The sequence below is a fragment of the Conexibacter sp. JCM 18997 genome (genome assembly GCF_055391915.1).
Genome location: NZ_AP043885.1, coordinates 4,733,691 through 4,757,598 on the forward strand (window position 1 = coordinate 4,733,691; position 23,908 = coordinate 4,757,598).

Annotated in this window: 17 protein-coding genes; 9 read left to right on the forward strand and 8 right to left on the reverse strand. The window is 73.1% G+C overall.

Going from position 1 to position 23,908, the window contains the following annotated elements; translation table 11 throughout:
- The first annotated feature begins 37 nt into the window (after positions 1-37).
- Complete coding sequence (locus ACZ5UI_RS23790; protein WP_464191780.1) at positions 38-2,272, forward strand: CehA/McbA family metallohydrolase; 2,235 nt, start codon at positions 38-40, stop codon at positions 2,270-2,272.
- Here ACZ5UI_RS23790 and ACZ5UI_RS23795 read toward each other — a convergent pair whose 3' ends face one another.
- From ACZ5UI_RS23795 to ACZ5UI_RS23805, 3 genes are all read right to left on the reverse strand, one after another.
- Positions 2,273-2,734, reverse strand: coding sequence for a hypothetical protein (locus ACZ5UI_RS23795; RefSeq protein ID WP_464191782.1), 462 nt, complete (start codon positions 2,732-2,734; stop codon positions 2,273-2,275).
- Between the two features lie 30 nt (positions 2,735-2,764).
- Complete coding sequence (locus tag ACZ5UI_RS23800; RefSeq protein WP_464191784.1) at positions 2,765-4,144, reverse strand: hypothetical protein; 1,380 nt, start codon at positions 4,142-4,144, stop codon at positions 2,765-2,767.
- Between the two features lie 81 nt (positions 4,145-4,225).
- Positions 4,226-7,105 carry an alpha/beta fold hydrolase gene (locus ACZ5UI_RS23805; protein WP_464191786.1) on the reverse strand — a complete coding sequence of 960 codons (2,880 nt, stop codon included), beginning with the start codon at positions 7,103-7,105 and terminating at the stop codon, positions 4,226-4,228.
- Positions 7,106-7,204: 99 nt separating this feature from the next.
- On the opposite strand from ACZ5UI_RS23805, the gene ACZ5UI_RS23810 reads away from it, so the two are divergent.
- Positions 7,205-7,879 (forward strand): uracil-DNA glycosylase, encoded by a 675-nt coding sequence (locus tag ACZ5UI_RS23810; RefSeq protein WP_464191789.1) that lies wholly within the window; start codon positions 7,205-7,207, stop codon positions 7,877-7,879.
- Between the two features lie 4 nt (positions 7,880-7,883).
- Here ACZ5UI_RS23810 and ACZ5UI_RS23815 read toward each other — a convergent pair whose 3' ends face one another.
- The 5 genes from ACZ5UI_RS23815 to ACZ5UI_RS23835 all read right to left on the reverse strand — a co-directional run bounded on the left by ACZ5UI_RS23815 (position 7,884) and on the right by ACZ5UI_RS23835 (position 14,289).
- Positions 7,884-8,807 (reverse strand): beta-keto acid cleavage family enzyme, encoded by a 924-nt coding sequence (locus tag ACZ5UI_RS23815; protein ID WP_464191791.1) that lies wholly within the window; start codon positions 8,805-8,807, stop codon positions 7,884-7,886.
- Positions 8,800-9,690 carry an MBL fold metallo-hydrolase gene (locus ACZ5UI_RS23820; RefSeq protein ID WP_464191794.1) on the reverse strand — a complete coding sequence of 297 codons (891 nt, stop codon included), beginning with the start codon at positions 9,688-9,690 and terminating at the stop codon, positions 8,800-8,802. Before ACZ5UI_RS23820 ends, ACZ5UI_RS23815 begins: the two co-directional genes overlap by 8 nt.
- Complete coding sequence (locus ACZ5UI_RS23825) at positions 9,687-11,768, reverse strand: hydantoinase/oxoprolinase family protein (RefSeq protein ID WP_464191796.1); 2,082 nt, start codon at positions 11,766-11,768, stop codon at positions 9,687-9,689. The genes ACZ5UI_RS23820 and ACZ5UI_RS23825 overlap by 4 nt, the downstream gene beginning before the upstream one ends.
- Complete coding sequence (locus ACZ5UI_RS23830; RefSeq protein WP_464191798.1) at positions 11,765-13,612, reverse strand: hydantoinase B/oxoprolinase family protein; 1,848 nt, start codon at positions 13,610-13,612, stop codon at positions 11,765-11,767. The genes ACZ5UI_RS23825 and ACZ5UI_RS23830 overlap by 4 nt, the downstream gene beginning before the upstream one ends.
- Positions 13,613-13,701: 89 nt before the next feature.
- The gene (locus ACZ5UI_RS23835; protein WP_464191800.1) at positions 13,702-14,289 is read right to left on the reverse strand and encodes a helix-turn-helix domain-containing protein; all 588 of its coding nucleotides are present in this window, start codon (positions 14,287-14,289) and stop codon (positions 13,702-13,704) included.
- 127 nt (positions 14,290-14,416) lie between these two features.
- Here ACZ5UI_RS23835 and ACZ5UI_RS23840 point away from each other — a divergent pair, with 127 nt between their 5' ends.
- From ACZ5UI_RS23840 to ACZ5UI_RS23870, 7 genes are all read left to right on the forward strand, one after another.
- Entirely contained in the window at positions 14,417-15,649 is a 1,233-nt protein-coding gene (locus tag ACZ5UI_RS23840; RefSeq protein WP_464191802.1) for a PucR family transcriptional regulator, read from the forward strand.
- Positions 15,646-17,841 (forward strand): N,N-dimethylformamidase beta subunit family domain-containing protein, encoded by a 2,196-nt coding sequence (locus ACZ5UI_RS23845; protein ID WP_464191804.1) that lies wholly within the window; start codon positions 15,646-15,648, stop codon positions 17,839-17,841. The genes ACZ5UI_RS23840 and ACZ5UI_RS23845 overlap by 4 nt, the downstream gene beginning before the upstream one ends.
- 89 nt (positions 17,842-17,930) lie before the next feature.
- The gene (locus ACZ5UI_RS23850) at positions 17,931-19,187 is read left to right on the forward strand and encodes an aspartate aminotransferase family protein (protein ID WP_464191806.1); all 1,257 of its coding nucleotides are present in this window, start codon (positions 17,931-17,933) and stop codon (positions 19,185-19,187) included.
- 183 nt (positions 19,188-19,370) lie between these two features.
- A complete protein-coding gene (locus ACZ5UI_RS23855; protein WP_464191808.1) occupies positions 19,371-20,396 on the forward strand; it encodes a sugar ABC transporter substrate-binding protein in 1,026 nt (341 codons plus the stop codon).
- 85 nt (positions 20,397-20,481) lie between these two features.
- Positions 20,482-21,942, forward strand: a complete 1,461-nt coding sequence (locus ACZ5UI_RS23860) for a sugar ABC transporter ATP-binding protein (RefSeq protein WP_464191810.1) — start codon at positions 20,482-20,484, stop codon at positions 21,940-21,942.
- Entirely contained in the window at positions 21,939-22,889 is a 951-nt protein-coding gene (locus tag ACZ5UI_RS23865; protein WP_464191812.1) for an ABC transporter permease, read from the forward strand. The genes ACZ5UI_RS23860 and ACZ5UI_RS23865 overlap by 4 nt, the downstream gene beginning before the upstream one ends.
- Entirely contained in the window at positions 22,886-23,905 is a 1,020-nt protein-coding gene (locus ACZ5UI_RS23870) for an ABC transporter permease (RefSeq protein WP_464191814.1), read from the forward strand. Before ACZ5UI_RS23865 ends, ACZ5UI_RS23870 begins: the two co-directional genes overlap by 4 nt.
- The last annotated feature ends 3 nt before the right edge of the window (positions 23,906-23,908 follow it).

A 23,908-nucleotide genomic window follows, 5' to 3' on the forward strand; every position in this document is an offset into this window, starting at 1 on the left:
GCGACGCGGATGGGCCGCGGGCGGGTACGACCCGCCCGTGCGAGTCACGGGACGGATCCTGATCGGGGCGCTGGCGGCGCTGATGCTCACGCCGAGCGCGGCCAACGCGACCGAGTACGTCGGCTCGCTGCACGAGCACAGCGGCTACTCCGACGGGTGGCCGGGCTCGACGCCCGCCACCTACTACGCCTCGGGGAAGCGGTTCGGCCTGGACTTCATGGGCGGCAGCGACCACTCCGACTTCCTGGCCCTGCCGATCGTCACCAGCGAGCTGTGCACCGACAACCTGCTCGGGTGCCTGGCGCCTGACCCGGGCACGCCCGTCAACGCGCTGCGCAAGTGGGACGCGACGCAGGAGTACGCCGACGCGGCCACGGACGCGCGCTTCACCGCGTTCCGCGGCTTCGAATGGACGAGCGATCGCTTTGGCCACATCAACGTCTTCTTCTCCACCAACTACGCCAACGCGAAGGTCGACGGCTGGGTCGGGATGGAGGGCTTCTGGCAGTGGCTGGCCACGCGACCGGCCCTGGGCGGCGGCGCTGACGGCCTCGCCGTGTTCAACCACCCCGACGCCAAGCAGCTGTCCGACGCCGACCCCGGACGCAACTGGAACGACTTCGCCTACGTCCCCGGCGTCGACGGGAAGGTCGTCGGCATCGAGGTGTTCAACGACGCCGACGACTACGGCGCCTGGTACGCCCGCGCGCTCGACCAGGGCTGGCACGTGGGCGCGGTGGGCGCCGAGGACCTCGGGCACCGGCGCAGCGATGACTGGGGCGGCCCCGGTTGGGCGAAGACCGTCATCGACGCGCCCGATCGCAGCGCCGCCGCGCTGAAGGCCGCGCTCCTGGCCCGCCACTTCTACGCCGTCCGCCGTCCCGGCCTGCGGCTGTCGCTGTCGATCGGCAGCGCACCGATGGGCACGCGCCTGGATCGGGCGACCGGCCGCGACCTGCCGATTCGGGCCGCCGTGCAGGGCGCCACCCAGCCGCGCCTGGAGCTGGTGACCAGCGGCGGCCGCGTCGTCGCCACGGGCACGAACACCCTCGCCGCGACGCGGACCGTGACCGCCGAGGAGCGCTGGTACTACGTGCGCGCCCTGGAGGGGGACCGGCCCGTCGCCTACTCCTCGCCGATCTGGATCCAGGCCCAGCCGCCCGCGACCACGCAGCCGACGTGGCTGGCCGGCGATCTACACGTCCACACCTGCTTCTCGCACGACAGCTGGTGCCCGGGCGAGGACGACAACACCGGTCCCGACGAGTTCTACACCGCGGGCCTGACCGTCAGCGAGCGCTTTGCCGAGGCGGCCGCGCGCCGGCTCGACTTCCTGGCCATCACCGACCACAACGACCTGCGCTCCGCCGGCGACCCAGGCTTCGGCACCGGCGGCGTGATCGGCATCCCCGCCTATGAGAGCTCGCTCGACGGCCACGCGCAGATGCTCGGCGCCACGCGGGTCTACGACGCGGGCGACCACAGCGCCACCGCGGTCAACGCGGCGGCCACGCAGCTGCGCGCCGACCGTGGCGTCTTCCAGGTCAACCACCCGCTGAACAACCAGCTGGTGGCGACCGACAGCTGCGGCGCCGACCTGGACTGGAGCTACGGCAACGCCGTCGTGCCCGACACGCTCGAGGTGTGGAACGCCAGCACGGCCACGCTGACGGGCTCGATCGACTACTGGGAGCGCTGCTGGCTGCAGCGCGGCTACCGGATCCCGGCGACCGCCGGCAGCGACACGCACTGGGGGGCGCTGACCGCGGTCATGGGCGCGGGCAACCCGACGACCTGGGTCCTGTCGGGAGAGCGCTCGACCCGCGGCGTGCTCACCGGTCTGCGTCAGGGCCGCACGACGATCTCCCGCCTGGCCCCCGGCGCCGGCGGCGGGCGGCTGCTGCTGGAGGCCGACCGCGACGGCGACGGCACCTACGAGTCGTCGATCGGCTCGACGGTGCCGGTCGGCGCCCGCCTGCGCGTGCGCCTCGACGGCGGGCTGACCGGCGGCCTCGTGCGCGTCCGGGCCAACGGTCAGACGATCGTCGAGGACGCGACGATCGCGCCCGGCGGCACCGTCGACGTCCCCGCCGTCCCCGCGGCGGGCTGGGTGCGCGCCGAGCTGCGCCTCGTGCCCGGCGCGGTGGCCGACACGCTGGACTGCACCGGCGTGCCGGGCGTCGACGAGTCCAAGGTGCCGTGCGCGACCGACCTGCTGATCGCCGCGCTCACCTCGCCGATCTGGATCGGCAAGGCCACACCCCAGCGTTGACTACATGCAGCGCCGCAGGATCGGCGTTGCGTCGGCCGCGAACGCGATGGGCGACCCTGAGGGCAGTTGGGCCAGGACGGTGGGCGCGAGCGTGTGGCGGTAGTGCAGATCCAGCGTGCCGCGACCGCCCGGCCAGATGCTGCCCGCCTCGACGTGCACGTGCACGCCGTCCGCGTCGATCGTCAGCGACTGCCCGTCGATGCCGGGGGCGCCGAACGGCGTGTCGAGGATCGGCCAGCGGTTGACCGCGAGCAGGACGCGGTCGCTGTGCAGCACGAGCGAGCCCACGAGCAGCACCGTGGAACGCTTGCCGCGCGTCCCCGGGATGCTGATCGAGCGCGCCCGGGCCTTGATCGAGATGCCGTCCTGGGCGACGAGCGTCGCGGGCTGCGCGGCGACCGCCCGCAGCGCGGGTGGCATGCGGCCGATGCGGAAGAGCCGATGACGCCAGGCGGTGGCCATGTCGAGCCGACCGTACCGGCGCGGGGCGGATCAGGTCTCGGCTGACGCGGCCGACGGGTCCGCGGACGGGCGGGTCGCCTCCAGCGCGTCCTGGAGGGCGGCCTTGAGCTGCTTGGGATCGTCGGCCGCCTTGGCGCCCTGGCGCATCGCCTGCTCGGACTTCTTGCCCAGCCGGATGATCTTGTCCCAGTTCGTCGTGGCGGGGTACTGCGCGGTCAGCGCGTCGAGCCGGCGGACCATCGGCTGCAGCAGCGTCGGGAAGGGTTCCGCGAGCTTGCGGTGGGCCCACTTCTGGTAGGCCGGCATCAGCGGGAGGCGCTCGTTCTTGCGGTCGGGATCGGTGGCCAGGTCCTGCAGATCGAAGACCTTCAGCGCGGAGGTGTAGGCGTTGCGCGCGTCGTCGATGTTCTCCAGCTGCAGGGTCAGGCGCGCGTCGTCGTAGGCCTCGGGCGCGGTCTTCTCGAGCTGGCTGATGCGGAACAGCATCCACGCCCGCTCGTCGACCTTGCCCGCCCGCGTCTTCTTCTTGTCCTTCTGCAGCGGCGAGATGAACCCGGCCAGGATCGCCGTGCGGTAGGCGTCGCCGGGGGCGGCGTCCTGACCGCCGGCCAGGCGGCGGATCGTGCGCACGAAGCCCCGCTCGAGACCCTCGCGGTGGCGGACGGCCGCGTTGGCCACGTCGTGATAGCCCGTCTGGCTCGTCGCGACGGTCGTGTACCAGCCGATCTGGTCGCGGTCGGGCGGCTGGAGCATCTGCGTGTGGAACTCCTTCAGGACCGCGATCGAGCGGTCGTACTCGTCCAGCGCGTATTCCACGAAGGAGCGCTCCAACGCGTTGCGCGTCTTCAGCTTGTCCATCTTGGCCCTCAGGCGCTTGAACGAGGCGGCCTCCTGGAGGGAGCCCTGGCGCCAGATGCGCTGCACCTTCAGATCGTCGCGGTGGCTGGTGTGGGCGAACCCGCCGTCGTCGGCGTAGAGGATCTCCGACAGCTTGTCGTAGCGGCTGTTGCTGCGGTCGAACGCCTCCTGCCAGTGGTCAGCGCCGAGGTCGTACTGCGCGAAGCTGAGGCGCGCGGCGCGCTTGCTCGGCTCGTGCGCGACCAGGCGCAGCTCGGCGGCGGTGGTGGTGACCGCGGCGGCGGTCGCCTTGGCCTTGACGTAGGCCGGGTCGTCGCTGTCCAGCGCGCGCAGCTGTGGCGGCTCGGCGGCGGCCGTCGCCAGGCGCCGGTCGTTGTCGCCGGCCCGGTCGAGCTGGTGGGCGAACGCATCCAGCGCGGAGGCGTAGTCCTCGACCGCGCTGCGCGCCTGCGCGGCGCTGGCCCCCGCGGTCGTCGCGGGGCCGCCGGTCGACGTCGGGGAGGTCGGCCCGCCGCCGCCACCACCGCCACATCCGGCCAGCACCAAGGCCAACACCGCACCCAGACCCACTGCCCACCGTGACATGGTCGACGCCATTCCCGCCGCCGCGTCGCGGCATGCATCGAACCTGCGTCAGCGCGGGTGCAGGCGTTCGACGTTGCCGGCCCGGTCGGTCGCCGACACCCGCAGCGTGCGCAGCTGGCCGCGGGTCAGGACGAACGCGCCGCGGTAGCGCCGCGCCGGACCGCGCGCACCGAGGCGATAGGAGATCGACCGCACGCCGCTGCCCGCGTCGCGGGCCCGCAGCGTGACCCGCACGCGGCCGTGGCGCAGGCGCTGGACGACCACCCGGGTGCGCGGGGCGGTGCGATCGGCGGCGGTCGCGCCGGGCGTCGGCGCGGTCGGTCCGCCCGCCGGGGTAGGCGAGCCGGACGGCGACTCGGTGGCCGGCGGGGCGGGCGTCGCGGGCGCGGTCGACGGGGTCGACCCGCCTCCGCCACCGCCGCCGCCACCGCCGCCTGCCGTCGGGCCGCCGCCGGGCGTCGGGTCACCGCCGGTCGCGGGCTGCAGTCCCGCGATCACGGGGTCGGCGCCGGGGGCGAGCGTGAGCGTGCGCGACTGGCCCAACGGCCCGAACCGGGTCACGGTCCCGGTCTGCTCGCCGACGAGCTCGGTGATCGTGACCCGGGCGTCCGGGTCGTCGAGCCGCAGGGACAGCGAGCGGTCGCCGGGCACGAGCACGAAGGCGCTGCCGTCGAACTGCAGGACGGTGAGGCCGTTCTCCAGCTCGGCCTCGTCGAGCGTCAGCGGGTCGCCGGGGGCGCGGCGCGCGTCGCCGGCCCGGCGCGCCGCGAAGAACGGGTCGATGTCGCGGACCTCGATCAGCCACCCCTCGTCGGGGCAGCTGGCGACGTCATCGCCCACGTCGACCGGCGCGCCGGTGAGCAGGTACGGGAACAGGCGCCGCAACGTGCCCGGGTCCGCGCCGAGCGGGACGTGCGAGACGCCGCACACGCGGTGCACCGGCCGGGCCGCGTCCGGGGTCGTGCCGTCGTCGTCGGTGCCCAGCATCGCCGAGCGCGAGGGCACGGTCTCGTCGCCCGCGCCGACGAGCAGCTCGACGCGCGCCTCGCTCTCGCGCATGGTGATGTGGCGCACCGTGGGCAGCCCGTCGCCGGCGAAGACCTCCCAGGGCAGCTCGCCGATCCCGCCGAAGCCGTCGAACGTCGATGCGTGGTCGGCCTGCGCCTGGTCCAGCAGCGCGGGCACGCCGCCCAGGTCGGCGACCTTCGCGTCGATCCCCGCGGCGTCCAGGGCGCCGCCCGGGCGCGACAGCCAGGTGCCGAAGCGCGCCGACGGGTACAGCGTGTACAGCCCCGACAGGGTGCGCGCCATCGCCTGCAGGCCGTCGTTGTCGAAGAACGAGTCCATCCCGAGGACGCCCGCCGGCGACTCGATCCCGGCCAGCAGCGGGAAGAACGACTTGGGCGAGCCCCAGTAGGGCGTGCCCAGCGTGGCCACGCGGGCGACCTTCGCGCGCCGGGCCGGGTCCGAGACGTACTCGCGGGCCAGCAGCCCGCCCATGCTGTGGCCGACGAGCACGACGTGGTGGGCCTGGGAGGTCAGCAGCACGTCGTCGATGTAGGCGTCCAGCTCGGCGACGGCGGCCGACGGCGGCTTGCGCCAGTCCCACGCGTAGATGCTCCCGTCGGCTCCGGCCAGCCGTTGCATCGCGGCCGCGGCGCCGCCGTAGATGTCCTTCCCCGCGACGCTCTCGACGATCCCCGCGGGCGCCGTCCCCGGGCAGCCGTCCAGGCCCGCGTTCGTGCGCCCGTCGGCGGCCAGCGTCAGCGCCGCCGTGCGCGGCGGCAGCGGGATGCGCGGCCACAGCTCGTCGCCGTCCAGGGTGCCGTCACAGGTCATGCGCGAACCGAGGAACCCGGGCAGGTAGATGACCGGCGGGGGTGCCTGGGCCCAGCCGAAGACGATCGGGAAGATGTCGGTCGGCCCGAAGATCGTGCGCTGGCGCCCACCGGTCGGCGACGTCTGGAGGTCGAAGGTGCGGGTCACCCGGCCGTGCGGGCCCTCGTTGGTGAAGTTGGCGTACACGACCAGGAAGCGCCCGTCGGGCCCCGGGGTGATGCCGCTGGTCCAGGTCGCCTCCGGGCAGCTGTCGTCGGCGTCGCAGTTGCCGCGGGTGACGCGCTCGGGGTTGTCGACGATCACGCCGCCGGGGAGCGACAGCCAGTTGAGGTCGTGGCGCGTGACGACGGTGCCGCTCTCCACGGTGAAGCTGACCGGCTCGGAGGCGTAGTAGATCGTGCCGTCGGGGCCGATCGAGAGCGACGCCAGCGATCTCCCGGTGGTCAACGTGCGGGTCGCGGCGGTGTCGGGGTCGATCGCCCGGATCTGGTCGGACTGGCTGTCGTCCGACGCCCACAGCGTCACGAGGTCGCCGCTGGCGTGATCCCACAGGATCTCGCGCGGCAGGTGCGAGCTCGATGCCGGGATGTTCAGCAGCGTCCGCGGTGGGTCCGGGTTGGGCACGCTGAGCGGATCGGCGGCGAAGTCGCTCAGCTCGCCGATGTCGAATATCACGATGCCCGCGTCGTCGAAGGTCTCGCCGGCCAGCACGGCCAGGCGCTGGCCGTCGGGGGAGAAGCTGACGTCGCCGATGTAGGCGTAATGGGGGACGAACCCGGCCCGGTGGCTGCCCTCGTCGGCCAGGACCGCCGACCGGCCGCTGCTCCGGCGCACGGTCAGCTGGTCGTTGCGGTCGTCGACGAAGGCGATAGTGCGTCCGTCGGGGCCGTAGGTCGGGTCCAGCGCGTGCGACAGCGAGGAGTTGATCGCCGCGCTGCCCGTGTCGGGATCGAACTCGCCGTAGCCGCCGACGCCGATCAGCAGCGTCCCCGCGTCGCCCGGCGCCGACACCACGCCCGCCTGGGCCGTGCCGGTCGCGCCGCCCAGCAACGCGGCCACCAGCAGGAAGATTCGCCGTGCGCTCCCCATAGCGCTCGCGAACGTACTCGCGCGCCGGCGCCGCGCCCACCCGAGACTTTGGCCCCGCGACCCTGAGGTTCGGCCGTCCCGCCTGGCAAGCTTGCCGCCGTGGCCCGCCCGCTGAGCGAGATCATCGACCCGGGCTGGGCCGGCGCGCTGGACCCGGTGGCCGACCAGATCGCCACGCTCGGCGAGTTCCTGCGCGCGGAGGCGGCCGCGGGTCGCCGATTCCAGCCGTCCGGCGATCGCGTGCTGCGCGCCTTCGAGCGCCCGCTCAGCGCGGTGCGCGTGCTGATCGTCGGGCAGGACCCGTACCCGACGCCCGGGCACGCGGTCGGCCTGAGCTTCTCCGTCGCGCCCGACGTGCGCCCGCTGCCCAAGAGCCTGGTCAACATCTTCCGCGAGTACGGCGAGGACCTCGGCTATCCGCCGCCGTCGACGGGCGACCTGTCGCCCTGGGCCGACCACGGCGTGCTACTGCTCAACCGCGCGCTGACCGTGCAGACCGGTCAGCCCAACTCCCACCACGGGCGCGGCTGGGAGCAGGTCACCGAGCAGGCGATCCGGGCGCTGGCCGCGCGCGGCGGCCCGCTCGTGGCCATCCTGTGGGGCCGCAACGCGCGCAACCTCAAGCCACTGCTGGCCGGCGTGCCCTGCCTGGAGTCGGCGCACCCGAGCCCGCTGTCGGCCCACAACGGCTTCTTCGGCTCGCGCCCGTTCAGCCGCGCCAACGCCGCGCTGGAGGCCCAGGGCGCCGATCCGGTCGACTGGCGTCTGCCCTAACGGCTCACGTGCGCCACGGGCCCAGCTCGGCCCGCAGCTGCTCCGGCGTGGCGATCGGGCGGCCGACCAGCTCGGCCAGGCGCACGGCCAGGTCGACCAGCTCCGCGTTGCCCGTCGCCATCTGCCCGCGGCGGACGCGCAGGTTGTCCTCCAGACCGACGCGGCAGTCCATGCCCCACGACAGCGCCAGCGCGGCGCAGCGCAGCTCCATCGGGTAGCCGGCCGCGGCGACGCCCAGCGCGGCCAGGTCGGGGCCGAGGATCCGCTGAGCCGCGGCGACCATCGCCACCATGTCCTCGATCGCGTTGCCGATCCCGCCGAAGACGCCGATCACCAGCTGCAGGCGGACGGGCCCCTGCAGCGTGCCCTCGTCCAGCAGGAAGCGGGCCATGGCCAGGTGGCCGGCGTCGTAGGCCTCCAGCTCGGGCGTGACGCCGAGCTCGCGAAACGCCGCCGCGAACCGACGCTGCGTCCCCAGGGTGTTGGTGAACACCCCGTCGCCGCTGGCCTCCACGACCCGGCGCTCCCAGTCGTGCTGCACCTCGGGCGCGCGCCCGGGCGTGGGGAACAGCTCGTAGTTCATCGTCCCGAGGTTGAACGTGGCGATGTCCGGGCGGGCCGCGGCCAGCGCGGCGAGCCGGTCCGCCTCGCTCATGCCCGGCGAGCCGCCGGTGGAGAAGTTGATGACCACGTCGCTCTGGGCGCGGATCCCGTCGGCGATCTCGGCCAGCAGCTCGGGCCGTCCGGACGGGCGGCCGTCGTCCTCGCGCCCGTGCAGGTGCACGCACGTCGCTCCGGCCGCGGCCGCCGCCAGCGCCTCGGCGACGATCGCCTGGGCGCCGCAGGGGATCGCCGGGCTCTGGCTGGGCAGCACGTCGCCGCCCGTGATCGCCGCGGTCAACGCCGCGGGCTCGTAGCGGTCACGCATGGGGACGGCTCTCCTCTTGGTCGGCTCGCTCCAGCCAGCCGGTGACGCCGGCCACGTCGAGCTCGGGCGGACTGGTGGTGTCGAAGCGGGCGCGCGCGGCCGGCGACGTCGCGTGCTCACGACGGCCCAGCCAGGCGCGCGCGGCCTCGTCCAGGTCGGCGTCCCGCTGGCCGCGACGCCGCGCAGCGGCCACCGCGTCGGTCCAGTCGATCAGCGCCGCGCGCGCGTCGTCCAGGGCGTGCTCGCCCTCGGCGGCGCCGAAATGGCCGAGCCACAGCCGTGTCGGCGCGACGCCGCGCAGCCGCTCGATCGATTGCAGCGCGCGGTCGCGGTCGAACGCCGCGGGCGGTGTCGTCGCCCGCCACAGCGGATCGCCGTCGAGCTGCATCCCGACCGCGTCGCCGACGTACGCATCGCCCGTGGCCTCGTCCAGCCAGGCGAGATGGTGGTTGGCGTGGCCCGGCGTGTCGAGCGCGCGCAGCGCGCGGTCGCCGAGGTCGAGCGACTCGCCGTCGGCCACGGCCCGGACCCGGGCGGCATCGATGGGGAGCGGGCGGCCCCAGAGCGCCTCGGTCCGGTCGCCGTAGACGCTGCTGGCGCCGGCCCACAGGCGGCTCGGATCGGCCACGTGCCGGGCGCCCCGGGCGTGGACCGCGACCCGCGATCGGGGAAACCGCTCGGCCAGCTGGCCGGCGGCGCCGGCGTGGTCCAGGTGCACGTGGGTGAGCACGAGCCAGTCGGGCTCCACGTCGCCCAGTGCCGCCAGCGTCGCCGGCAGCGACGCGGCGGGCCCGGTGTCGACCAGCGCGGTCGCGTCGCGTCCGTGCACCAAGTAGGCCGCCGTGACGCCGGCCAACCCGTGCATCCGCACGTCGACGATCACGAATGCTTCGACGCCGGTGCCACGTCGATCAGCATGCTGCGGTTGGGAAGCACCGACAGGGCGTCGCCGGGACCGACGAGGATCGTCGTCGTCGCGCCGTCGATGACCGCGGGGCCCTCGATCGTGTCGCCGGGCTCCAGCAGCGCGCTGTCGAACACCGCAGCGTCGATCGGCCCGCTCGCGGTCAACCAGATCGGGCGGTGGCCGACGGGTGCGGCGGCGCGCGGGGTGGCGGGCGCCGTTGGGGCGGCGGTGGCGGCCAGCGTCGGCGTGCGCCCGACCGCGCGGATGCGCCAGTGCAGGAGCTCGACGGGGAGGTCGTCGCGCGCGTAGGTGAACAGGCGGCGGTGCTCGTCGTGGAACGTCTGTGCCAGCGCTTCGGCGAAGTCGTCTCCGTGGGCGTCGGGCGGCACGGCCACCGTCAGCTCGTGCACCTGGCCGGGGTAGCGCGCGTCGACGAACCGTTCGAGGTCCATCTCGTCGGGGGCGAAGCCGTCCTCGGCCAGCCGGCGGCGGGCCTCGGCCTCCAGCCCGGCGATCGTCTGCCCCACCAGGGCCTGATCCAGGGCATCGGTCAGCTGGTGCAGCGCCGCGGCGTGGTCCTGGCGCACGTCGGTGACGGTCATGCCGAACGCGCACAGGGTTCCGGCGGCCACCGGGACCAGCACGCGCCCGATGCCCAGCCGGCGGGCCAGCTCGGCGCCGTGCACGCCGCCGGCCCCGCCCCCGATGACCAGGACGAAGCCGCGCGGATCGACGCCGCGCTCGGTCGAGAGCGTCTGGATCGCGGCGACCATGTGCGACTCGACGACGCGGCGGATGCCCACCGCGGCCGGGATCGCGGCCAGGCCAAGGGGCTCGCCGACGTGGCGCAGGACCGCCGCCTCGGCCAGGTCGGCGCGCAGCTGGCGACGGCCGCCGAGGAAGGCCTCGGCGGAGAACAGGCCGAGCACCAGGTTGGCGTCCGCGACCGTCGGGTGCTCGCCGCCGCGGCCGTAACAGGCCGGACCCGGAGCGGCGCCCGCGCTGTCGGGGCCGACGCGCAGCGCGCCGCCGGCGTCGACCCAGCCGATCGAGCCGCCGCCCGCGCCGATCGAGTGCACCTCGACGCCGGGCACGCCGAGCGGCTGCTCGTCCACGCGCAGCGTGCGCGAGACCACGGGTCGGCCGTCGCGGATGATGCAGACGTCGCAGCTCGTGCCGCCGATGTCGACGGTGATCAGATCGGTGGCGGCGATCTTCTCGCCTTCGTGCACCGCCGTCGCCGGCGCGGCCGTCGGGCCCGACGACAGCACCGAGACGGGGCGCTGGAGGATGTCGGCCACGCGGCCGCAGCCGCCGTTGACCTGCATGACCAGCGGCGGCTTGGGCAGGCCATGGGCGGCCAGGCGCGCCTCGAGGCCGCCGAGGTAGTCGGCGATGCTGGGTCGGATGTACGCGCTCAGCACCGCCGCCGAGGTGCGCTCCCACTCACGCAGCTCGCCGAGCACGTCGTGCGAGCAGACGACGTGGGCGGCGGGCAGCTCCTCGGCCAGGATCTGCGCGGCGCGCAGCTCGTGCTCGGGGTTGACGACCGACCACAGGAAGGCCACGGCGACCGCGGTCACACCGGCTGCGCGCAGCGCACCGGCCGCGGCGCGCACGGCGTCCTCGTCCAGCGCGGTGAGGATCTCGCCGGAGGCTCCGACCCGCTCGGGGACGCCGAGTCGCAGATGCCGGGGCACGAGCGGCTCGGGGTGGGGCAGGTGGATGTCGAAGCGCTCGGACTTGAAGCCGTCGCGGTAGTAGAGGACGTCGCGGAAGCCCTCGGTGCACAGCAGCCCGGTGGCCGGGCCGCCGCGCTGGATCAGCAGGTTGGTGGCGATCGTCGTCCCGTGGACGAACAGCCGGGTGTCGCCCAGCAGCTCGGCCACGCCGACGTCGAGCTGCTCGGCCACCGCGGTCAGGCCGAGGTCGATCGCCCGCAGCGGATCGTCGAGCGTCGAGTCGACCTTCCACAGGAGCACCGAGCCGTCGTCCTCCAGCACGGTGAAGTCGGTGAACGTGCCACCGATGTCGACGCCGATCCGACGGCTCACAACGGATTGAGGAGGTAGGTGTCGCCCTCGCGCATGTTGCGCTCGAGCCAGTCCGACGCGCTGGGACCGGGCGGGTCGACCAGCGCGCGCGGCTGCGCGTCCAGCTCGGCGCGCCGAGCCGCGGTCGCGGCCTCGTCGACGGCGTCGTCGGTGACGATCACGCCGAACACGTCGCGGGCGGCGCGCGCGCTGATGAAGCCGTCGCGCAGGTCGCGCAGCACGCGCTGGGCCGGGCGCGCGGTGGGCGGGCCGTAGCCGCCACCCCCGGTGGACACCCCGACCCACACCTCGCCGTCGTTCAGGCGCACGAGGCCCGCGGCCGACACGTACCGGCGCCGCCCGGTGGCCTCGTCCTCGACGTAGGCACCGCCGCCGTGGCCGGGTGTCGCGCCGAACACGCCGTGCGGCGGGTTGGCGATGCCGTCACCGAACGTGACGCACTCGGTCTCGCCGGCCAGCGGGCGCACGATCAGCCGGGTGCCCGCGCCACCGAGCCACTCGCCCAAGCCCATCGAGTCGGGCTCGATCTCCATCTGCTCGATGCGCAGCGGGAAGAGCAGCTCGACCTGCTCGACGGACTGGATCTTGATGGCGCCCTGGCTGCCGATCGACTCGAACAGCGGCCAGCCATCGGCGCCGTAGGCCGCGCCCGAGCCGCCGGTGCCGTTGAACAGCATCACCGCCCATTCCTCGCCGGTGCGCGCGTCGATCCCGGAGAACTGCGGCAGGTTGGACTGCTTGGTGCCGCCGGCGCAGACCCGGTCGGGCACCGCCTCGGCCATCGCCTTGTTGATCGCGTCGTGCATGCAGTCCGACGGGATGGCCGTGGCGCAGGAGGTCGACGCCGGATGCTTGGCCAGGCAGATCGTCCCCTCCTCGAGCACGACCTCGATGTGGCGGATGCATCCGTGGTTGTGCGGGATCTTCGGGTCGACGTAGTAGAGGAAGGGGATCGCGGCCGCGGCCTGGCTGGTCGCGTAGGAGCCGTTGACGCCGCCCAGTGCCTGTGGGCCGCTCCCGCGGAAGTCGACGATCACCTGGTCGTCGCGCTTGGTCACCTGCACGTGGATCGGGATGTCGAGCTCTTCGACGCCGTCGGAGTCGATCCAGTGATCGGCCTCGTAGACGCCGTCGGGCATGGCCCGCAGCTCCTTGGACATGAGCCGGTCGGCGTAGTCGATGACCGCGTCGACGTAGCGCGTGACCTCGTCGGCGCCGTACTCGGTGCACAGCTCGGCCAGCCGCTGGCGGCCGCGCTCGATCGAGGCCAGCTGGGCCAGCAGGTCTCCGTGCAGCAGGTCGCGGTAGCGCATGTTGGCCAGGTACAGCTCGAGCACGTCGTTGCGCAGGCGACCGGCGTCCTGCAGCTTGATCGGCGGGATCTGGATGCCCTCCTGCCACACGTTGCGCGCCGAGGCGGTGACCGACGATGGGACGAACGCGCCGGTGTCCAGCTGGTGGCCCTTGGTCACCGACCAGAACCGGTGATGCCCGTCGACGAACACCGGGCAGGCGGTGACCAGGTCGCCGACGTGGGTGTTCATGCGGTACGGGTCGTTGCACAGGAAGACGTCGCCGTCGTGGATGTCGCCGGCGAAGTCCTTGGCGATCTCCTGAAGCACGAGGTGCAGCGACGTGGTGTGGATGGGCAGCGCGTCGACCATCGAGATCTGCCGGGCGTCGGCGTCGTAGATCGCGCACGAGAAGTCGTGGCAGACCGCCAGGATCGAGGTCCAGGCGCTGTGCTCGAGCGTGCGCGTCATCTCCGCGACGATCGCGTCGAAGCGCCCGAGCATCACGCTGAACGTGATCGGGTCGAGGTCGGTCGCCGGTGCGTCAGCCATCGGCGCGAACGCTATGGGCTGATCGCCGCGATCCCTATGCGCGTCTGTCACGGACACGGACCGGCCGGTCGCACGAACGTGCGAAACACTCAGTACCGAGCGGGCGCGGCGACCCAGATCAGCACGGCGGGCTCGTCGCCGGTGTTCCAGGCCCCGTGTGGGGTGGTCCCCGGGAAGGTCATCGAGTCGCCGGTCTGCAGGCGCACGCGCCGCTCGTCCAGGCCGATCTCGATCTCGCCCGCGAGCACGTAGACGACCTCGACGCGCGTGTCGTGGACGAACACCTCGTGGTCGGAGCTGGTGCCCCCGCCCGGCTCGATGTGCGAGCGCAGCACCTCGATCTCACCGGTCGGGTCGTCGGACAGCAGCTCGTCGATGACGCCGTGCTCGGCGTACTCGTAGATGACCCGGTTCTCCGGATGGAGGACCTCGCCCTCGCGGCTGGGACCCTCGAAGAAGTCGCCCACCTGCGCACCCAGTGCCGAGGCGATCCGGATCAGCGTGGCCACCGACGGCATCACGTGCCCGTTCTCCAGCTGCGACACGAAGCCCCCGGTCACCCCGGCCGCCTCGCCCAGCCCGCGCACGGTCAGCCCGCGCGCCTCGCGCAGCTCGGCCACGCGGGCGCCGATCCGCGCGCGCACCGAGCCCAGGCTCTGGTCGCCGTCGCGCGGCATCTTGGCTTGCTCTCCTCTGACACGCCCGGGCACGGGAGAAAGAGTTTAGCAGTGGAAAGCGCCCAGCGGGTGCATTTCCGGCACGGCTTGCCAGCAAGCGCGGCCTGCGCTTACTATGACTAAGCAGATGCCGGCCCTTCAACAGCTCGTGGACCGTCTGAGCATCACGCTCGACCAGCCGGTGCTCGTAGATGATGCAGCCTTTCGGCCGCTCGCGTACAGCGCGCACGGCGAACGTGACCTCGATGCGGTGCGCACCGCATCGATCGTCGGGCGCCACGCACGCCCCGAGGTGATCGATCGGCTGCGCAGCGCCGGCGTCGCCGAGGCGGACCGCCCGATGCGCATTCCCGGCGACCACGACCTCGGCCTCAGCCCGCGCTGGTGCGCGCCGATCCGCGGAGGCGGCCGGCTGCTGGGGTTCGTGTGGGTGATCGCCGACGGCGAGCTGGCCGACAGCGAGCGCGACCGCCTGCTCGCCTTCGCCGGTGGCGTCGCCACGGTCATCGAGCAGGATCACGACGGCGCCGAGCGCAAGGCCCGACGCCAGGCGCTGCGCGACCTGCTGACCGACGAGCCGATCGGCGCCTACGACGCCGCTGCCCACCTGGTGGCCGCCGGCGCGCTGGACGCCAACGATCGCGTCGTCGTCGTGGCCGCGCAGTGCGCGGACGGCCGGCCGCTGGACGAGGTCTCGCGGGTGCTGGCCAACGTGGGCGTGCGCAGCTTCCTGGGCGCGCGCACGCAGCGGGCCGCGTTGGGCGGGTTCTGGGGCGATCGCGCGATCTGCCTGATCAGCCACCGCGAAGGCGATGCGCTGGAGCGCCGCGCACAGGCCGCCGCCGCAGAGCTGCGCGAGGCGCTCGGGCGGGCGCTGGGCGACGACGTCGCGATCGCGGTGGGCATCGGCTCGGTCAGCGATGCGCTGACCGGCGCGCGGGCCTCCTACGACCAGGCCTGCTGGGCCGCCAACGTCGCGGCCAAGATGCCCGAGTACGGCCCGGTCGCCAGCTGGTGCGATCTGGGGGTGTTCCAGCTGCTGAGCGCCGTGCGCGGCGGCCGCGACGCGCTGCCGGGCGGTCTGATGGCGCTGTTCGACAGCCCCAACTCCGACATGCTGATCCAGACGCTCGAGGTCTACCTCGACGAGGGGGGCGACGCGCAGGCGACGGCGTCGCGGCTGTACCTCGCGCGCGGCAGCCTGTACTACCGGCTGCACCGCATCGAGGAGCTGGCCGGGGTCAACCTGCGCAGCGGGGGAGACCGCCTGCTGTTGCACCTGGGCCTGAAGATCGCGCGCCTCGTCGGCCTGTACGACGGCAGCTCGGTCGCGCAGGCGCCCCTCGGCGAAGCGGCATGAGCGCCACCGGACCGGCGGCGCCCGACGTGGCGTTGATGGGCTACGCCGATCGCTGGAGCGTGGCGCCCGGCGAGGCGATCCGCTTCATGGTCAGCAGCGCGGCGCCGGCCTTCCGGGCCGAGGTCGTGCGGCTCCGCCGCGGCGGTCCCCGGCCGGGCCGGCCGTCGGCGCTGGCCTACGACGTGATGGCGTCGGCGGTCGACGGTGAGCACAGCGGGCGCCGGCAGGCGCTGCATCCGGGCTCCTACGGCGCGGTCGCCCACGACCCCGCGCTGCCCGCCGCGCGCATCCTGGACCTACGGGTCTGGGTGTATCCGACCGCGGTGGCCAACGGTCGCACCCAGGGTCTGCTGGCCAAGTGGGACGGCGTCGCCGGCCGCGGCTGGCAGTTGGCCGTCGACGGGCACGGCCACCTGACCTTCCGCCATCACGACGCCGCCGGCGCGGTCGTGCAGGCGCGCGTGGACCGGCCCCTGCTGTCCGCGCACTGGCACCACGTCGGGGTCCGCGTCGATCTCGACGCCGGCACGATCGACCTCCACCAGGAGCTGCGCCGGCGCCTGGAGCCCGACCCGGCGACGGCGCGGGTGTCGGCGGCGATCGGCGGCGACGCCCGCCTGGACTGCGGCGCGCCGTGGCTGATCGCCGCGGGCAGCGTTGCGCCCGGCGGCCACGCGGACGATTGCTTCAACGGCAAGCTCGACGCGCCGGTGATCGAGACCGAAGCCGGGGTGGTCGCAGCCTGGGACTTCGCGCGCGACTTCGGCCTGGCCACGATCACCGACACCGGGGGCGGCGGCCGTCACGGCCGGCTGGTCAACGCCCCGATGCGCGCCGTCACCGGGCACGACTGGACGGGGGAGTTCCTCGACCACCGGCTGGCGCCCCAGCAGTACGGCGCGATCCACTTCCACGACGACGACCTCGAGGACGCCGGGTGGGAGCCGACCTGTGAGCTGACGATCGCCGACGACTGGCCGAGCGGGCTGTACGCCCTGCGCGTGACCGCCGGCGCCGACGAGGACCTGATCCCGTTCGCCGTCCGCCCGGCGCCCGGAACCTCCGGCGCCGCCGTCGCCGTCGTGCTGCCGACGTTCACCTACATGGCCTACGCGAACTTCCTCTACGACCCGGCCGACGCCGACTGGATGACCGGCGGCGCGGCCGTCTACGACGACGTCGACGCCTACATCTGGTCGCACCCGGAGCTCGGCTTCTCGATGTACAACGCACACACCGACGGCTCCGGCATCGCCTACGGGTCGCGGTTGCGTCCGATGCTCGACATCCGGCCCGATCACGGCTTCTGGCTCAGCCGGGGCGGCGGGTGGGCGCTGAGCAGCGACATGTACCTGATCGACTGGCTCGAGGCGTCCGGGATCTCCTACGACCTGCTCACCGACGACGACGTCCACGCCGAGGGCGCGGCGCTGCTGGGCCGTTATCGAGCCGTGCTCACCGGCGCCCACCCGGAGTACACGACCGTGCAGATGCTCGACGCCTACGAGCACTACGCGCAGCACGGCGGGCGGATCATGTACCTCGGCGGCAACGGCTTCTACTGGGTGACGACGGTCCTGCCGGACCGCCCGCACGTGATCGAGATCCGGCGCGGCCACGCGGGCACGCGCACCTGGGAGAGCGCTCCGGGCGAGGTGCACCACAGCAGCACCGGCGAGCCGGGCGGCCTGTGGCGCCACCGCGGCCGGGCGCCGCAGGTCGCCTTCGGCGTGGGCTTCTCCGCCCAGGGTGGCGGCGGTTCGGCGCCCTACGAGCAGACCGACGCGGCGCGTGATCCCCGCGCGGCCTTCATCTTCGCCGGCGTCGACCCCGACGAGCTGATCGGGACGTTCGGCAACAACATGGACGGCGCCGCGGGCGACGAGGTCGATCGCCTCGACTACGCGCTGGGCACGCCGCCACATGCGCTGCTGCTGGCCACGTCCAGCCTGCGCCACAGCGACCGCTACCAGCGCACCGTCGAAGAGGTGCCCGTGATGCTCCCCGGACAGGGCGGAACGGAGAACGCCGGGGTGCGCGCCGACCTGACCTACTTCGAGACGCCGGAGGGCGGGGCGGTGTTCTCCACGGGCTCGATCGACTGGACCGCGAGCCTCTCGCACAACGGCTACGACAACAACGTCGCCCGGATCACGGGCAACGTGCTCCAGCGGTTTCTCGACGCTTCCTGACGCGCCTTGCACAGACGTCGGGGGATGCCCCGGCAAGTCTTGACGTTCGCGCGTAGATGGCGCGCCGCCCCGAAGTTACGTTGGCAGCGATGACCACCGCTCAGACAAACGGGACCGGGCGATCGGGCACGTTCTTCGATCGCCTCTGCCGGACGCTGCCCGGCGGCAACACCCGCACCGCCACCTTCTTCGCGCCCTTCCCGCTGGCGCTCGATCGCGGCGAGGGAGCGTTCGTCTTCGACCTGGACGGCAATCGCTACGTCGATCTGGTCAACAACTACACGTCGCTGGTGCACGGGCACGCCAACCCGGCGGTCACCGCGGCGATCGTCCGCGAGGCCGAGCGCGGCACCGTCTTCCCGGCGCCGATCGAGGTCCAGGCCGACCTGGCCGAGCGCATCGTCGAGCGCATCGCCTCGATCGACAGCCTGCGCTTCACGAACTCCGGCACCGAGGCCAACATGCACGCGCTGCGCTGCGCACGGGCCGCGACGGGCCGCTCGCACGTGGTCAAGGTGCACGACGGCTACCACGGATCGTGGGACGGGCTGCCCAGCTCCCTGGAGGCGGCCGCCGGCATCCCCGCGGCGGTCCTCGACACGATCCACTGGATCGACTTCAACGCGATCGACCAGCTCGACGCGGTCGTCAACGCGCACGGCGACGACATCGCCGCGATCATCCTCGAGCCGGTGCTCGGCGCCGCCGTGATCCCGGCCGAGCCCGCCTTCCTGCACGCCGCGCAGGCCGCTGCCCGGCGCTGCGGCGCGGTGTTCATCCTCGACGAGGTGGTGACGCTGCGCCTGGAGTACTCGGGCTACCAGCGACGCCTGGACCTGACGCCCGACCTGACCACGCTGGGCAAGGTGATCGGCGGCGGCCTCCCGGTCGGCGCCTTCGGCGGCCGCGCGGACCTGATGGCGCTCTACGACCCGCGCGAGGACGGCGCGCTCACCCACCAGGGCACCTTCAACGGCAACTCGCTGACCATGGCGGCCGGCGTCGCGACGCTGGACCTGCTCACGGTGGCCGAGATCGATCGCATCAACGCGTTGGGCGCGCAGCTGGCGGCCGGTCTGCGCACGCTGATCGACGACCTGCCGCACTCGGCGCTGATCACCGAGGACGGCTCGCTCGTCCAGGTGCACTTCGACGTGCCCGCGCAGCTGCGGCGCGGCGCCGACACGAACCCGCGCAGCCCGCTGCTGGCCGCCTTCCACCTGGCCGCGCTCGACCGGGGCGTCTACATCGCGCCGCGCGGCGAGCTGGCCATCTCGACGGCGATGGACACGGACCTGATCGACGACGTGCTCGACCGTCTCGGCGCGGCGCTGGTGACGCTGTGACATGTGTTCGATCCGAGGCGTCAAAGCTTGGCCGTGTGCCCATGGTTGCCGCGGTAACGCCCGCGTAACGTCGTTTCACGCGGCACAGTGGATGTCGCGATCCCCACACAGACCTGGAGAAGTGCGATGGGATTCACTCGCCGCCCCTTGACGATGGTGGCCTCACTCGGCGCGTGTCTCGCCGTGCTGGTCGTCGCCGGCTGCGGCTCGGACGACGACAGCAGCACGACGGCCAACACCAGCGGCACGGCCGCCGCATCGTCGACCACCGCCACAGCTGCGGCCGCGACGTCGGAGGGCGCCGCGGGCAAGAAGGTCATCCTGGCCAGCTGTGCCTCGTCGAACCCCAACTGCAGCGCCTTCAACAAGGCGACCAAGGAGAGCATCGAGACGTCCGGTGCCGAGGTGACGGTGCTGGAGAACGAGTTCGACCCGGCCGCTCAGGTCCAGCAGCTCAACCAGGCGATCGCCGACAAGCCGGACATGCTGGTGATCCTGCCGATCGACGCGAAGTCGGTGACGGCGCCGATCAAGAAGGCCAAGGCCGCCGGCGTTCCCGTGATCGTGGTCTCCGGCCGCGCCGAGGCCGCGGCCACCCCGGATGTCGTCTCGCAGATCATCCCGGACAACGCCGCGCTCGGGAAGTTCGCCGCCCAGAACGTCATCGACGGTCTGAAGGAGGAGGGCCTGGACTCGGGCAACGTGATCGCCATCACCGGCACACGCGGCGCCGAGAGCACCGAGGCCCGCCTGGAGGCGTTCAAGAAGGAGCTCGCGACGGCACCGGAGTACAAGCTCGTCGCCGTCGAGGACGGCAACTGGGACGCCGTCAAGACCGGCAAGATCGCCCAGGAGCTGTTCGCCAAGTACGCCTCCGAGGGCGGCATCCAGGCCGCCTACGGCATGGCCGACTACCAGGCCATCCCGATCGTGCAGGCCGCCAAGCAGGCGGGCATGAAGGTCGGCGTCAAGAACGACGGCCTGATCGTCACCGGGAGCAACTGCACCAAGGCCGGCATCGAGGCCGTCCGCGCCGGCGACCTGTACGGGTCGGCGACGCAGGACCCGCTGACCCAGGGCACCGACACGGCGTCCTGGATCGTCAAGGCACTCCAGGGCGAGGAGATCCCGGCCGAGGTGATCCTCCCGGAGGACCGCATCACCCAGGACACCGTCGAGCAGTACGCGGAGCCGTGCTACAGCTCGTAGCCCGCACCTGGTGGACCGTCTGACCTCAACGCAACGCCCGTTTCGCCCGATCCGCCTCGAGGCTGTGTCACGCAGCTTCGGGGCGGTGAAGGCGGTTGACGGCGTGTCGTTCACCGTCGCGCCCGGGGAGGTGCACGCGCTGTGCGGCCACAACGGCGCCGGCAAGAGCACCGTCGTGAAGATGCTGGCCGGGCTGCTGCAGCCCGACGCCGGCGCGATCCTGTTCGGTGACGAGCCGGCGGCGCTGGGCTCGCCGCAGGAGGCGCAGGCCTCCGGCGTGGCCCTCGTCGACCAGGAGCTCAGCGTCATCCCGACGCTGACCGTGATGGACAACGTGTTCCTGGGCGGCGTCGACGAGCCGCTGCTGGTGCGCCGGGCGCAGGTCATCGCCCGCACGCGTGCGCTGCTGGACGCCGTCGGCCTCAAGGACGTCGACCCTCGCGATTACGTCGAGGATCTGCCCATCGGTCATCGCCAGCTCGTGGAGATCGCGCGGGCGCTCGGGCGCGACGCGCGGCTGCTGATCCTCGACGAGCCGACCGCCACGCTCAGCGGCGCGGAGATCGAGCACGTGTTCGCCGCGGTTCGCAGCGTCGCCGCGAGCGGACGCTCGGTGCTGTTCGTCTCGCATCGCCTCAACGAGGTGATGGACCTGTGCCAGAGCGTGACGGTGTTGCGCGACGGCCAGCACATCGACACACGGCCGACGGCCGATCTGAGCGTCGACAACCTGGTCACGATGATGCTCGGCCACGCGCACGAGACCCCCGCTCCGCCCAGCGCGCCGACGCGGGGTGGCGGCGGCGCGCCCGTGCTGCAGGTGGCGCGCCTGTCCGTCGGCACGGCCAGCGACTTCGACCTCGAGGCGCCGGGCGGGGCGATCTACGCGTTGGCCGGGCAGGTCGGCTCCGGCGCCAGCGACGTGCTGCGGGCGATCGCCGGCCTGGCGCCCGACGCGCGCGGCGCGGTGACCATCGGCCAGCGCCGGCTGGCGCTCGGGGCGCCCGGCGCCGCCGTCCGGGCCGGCGTCGCCTACGTCTCCAACGACCGCAAGGGCGAGGGGCTGTTCCTCGGCCACACCGTCGCCTTCAACCTCGTGGCCACGCGGCTGGGACAGCTCAGCCGCCTGGGCATCCTGCGCCGCGGCGCCGAGCGGGCCTCGTCGCGGGCGCTGACCGACACGATCGGCGTCGGCCGCGAACGACTGCGCGAGCCGGTGCTGCGCCTGAGCGGCGGCAACCAGCAGAAGGTGCTGCTCGGCCGCTGCCTGGAACGCGCCGACACGCGCGTCCTGTTGCTGGACGAGCCCACGCGCGGCGTGGACGTGCGGGGGCGCTCGGAGATCCACGAGCTCGTCCGGTCCGTCGCCGCTTCGGGGGCCGTGGTCGTGTTCGCCTCGACCGAGCTGGAGGAGATCCTCGACCTGGCCAGCGTCGTGATCACCATGCGCAGCGGCCGGATCGTCTCGCGCCGCGACCGCGCCGAGGCGGACGCCAAGCAGATCCTGGCCGACATGACGCACTCCGACATCGGCCTGGACGCATGAGCCGCTCGCTGCCCACCCAGCGGATCGCCCTGCGCGCGCTGCAGGTGCTCGGCGTCATCGCCGTGATCGTCCTGCTCGTCGGGATGTTCACGACGAAGGGCTTCTTCTCCGCCCACAACGCCCGCGCGATCGTCTCGTCGACGGGCTTCGTCGGGATCGTCGCCGTCGGCATGACGCTGATCATGATCAGCGGCGCGTTCGTGTCGCTGTCGCTGGGCACGACCGCGGCGGTCACCGCGATCTTCTTCGTGTACACGCTGAAGTTCGGCGTCGGCGCGGCGATCGTCCTGACCATCCTGCTGGGCGCCCTGATCGGCGCGGTCCAGGGGGTGATGATCGGCGGCTGGGGCGCCAACCCGATCATCCTCACGATCGCCGCGGGCACGATCCAGACCGGGGTCACCGTGGCCATCACCGAGGGCCAATCGGTCTCGCCGCCCTCCGGCGCCTACAGCTTCCTCAACGCCACGCCGATCGGGTTGCCGGTGTCGGTCTACGTGCTGGTCGGGACGGTGATCGTCACCGAGCTGATCATGCGCCGCACGACCTTTGGCCGCCGCGTGTACATGGTGGGGGAGAGCCGGGCCGCGGGACGCGCGGCCGGCCTGCCGCTCGGCGCGATCGGGGCGGGCGTGTTCGCGTTGGCCTGCGCGGTCACCGCGATCGCCGGCATCCTGCTCGGCGCGTACAACCAGAGCGCGTCCCTGCTGCTGGACACGACGCTGACCTACGACGCGATCGGCGCGACGCTGGTCGGCGGCGCGGCGATCGCCGGTGGTCGCGGAGCCGTGTGGCGGACGCTGCTGGGCGCGATCGCCATCTCCGCGATCACCGACCTGCTGCTGCTGCGCGGCTACAGCACCGGGGTCCAGATCCTGGTCAAGGGGCTGCTCGTGCTGGCCGTGGTGCTGGCCGTCCACCTGCAGACGCGGGAGCGGCGGACATGAGCGGACGACGTCCCCTGCGCGGGCACCGGCTGCGCCGCACCGTGCAGGCCGGTCTGCCGGTGGTGCTGCTGATCCTGCTGGCGCTCGCGCTGCTGGGCCTGCCGCTCTACCACGACGAGGGCGTGTCGGTCTTCGACATCTTCAACTCGTTCCAGAGCTGGGCCGCCGTAGCGCTGCTCGCGCTGGGCATCGGCACGACGGTGATCGCCGGCGAGTTCGACCTCGCGGCCGTCGGCACGTTCGCGCTGTCGGCCATGCTCGCCGTCACCCTGGGCGGCAGCTCGCCCATCCTCGGACTGCTCGCCGCGCTCGGCGCCGGCCTGATCGTCGGCCTGATCCAGGGTCTGATCGTCACTCGGTTCGACATCAACTCCGTGCCGGTCACCGTGGGCACCTACATCGCGCTGCTCGGGCTGACCAACGTGATCTCCGGCGGCGACAGCGTGGCCTACGACAACTACAGCGTCGGCCTGTGGCTGGACCAGACGATCGCCGGCTTCTTCTCGCCGCGCAGCCTGGTCACGATCGCCGTCGTGCTCCTGGCCGCCGCCGTGTTCACGTGGACGCGGTTCGGCCGCGACGTGCGCGCGCTGGGCGGCGACCGCCGCGCGGCCCGTACCGCGGGCGTGCGGGTGGACCGCAACCTGGTCGGCGTGTTCGTCGTGTCCGGCCTGTGCGCGTCACTGGGCGGGGCCCTGCAGGCGTTCAGCCTGGCCACCGCCACCCCCGACCCGGGCACGGGTCCGTTGATCGTGGCGGTGACCGCGGTGCTCCTGGGCGGCGTCTCGCTGGCCGGCGGCCAGGGCGGCGCGATCGGCATCGCCTTGGGGGCCCTGGTCCTGCAGCTCCTCGAGCAGCTGTTCACGATCCTGGCCACGCCGGCCTACGTGGCCAACCTCGTGCTGGGCGGCCTGCTCGTCGTCGTCGTGGCCATCGACGCGCCCGACCTGCGCCGCCGGCTGATCGTGGTCCGGGCGCGGGTGGCCGACCGGGGTGGGGGCGGCGCCGGGGACTGATCG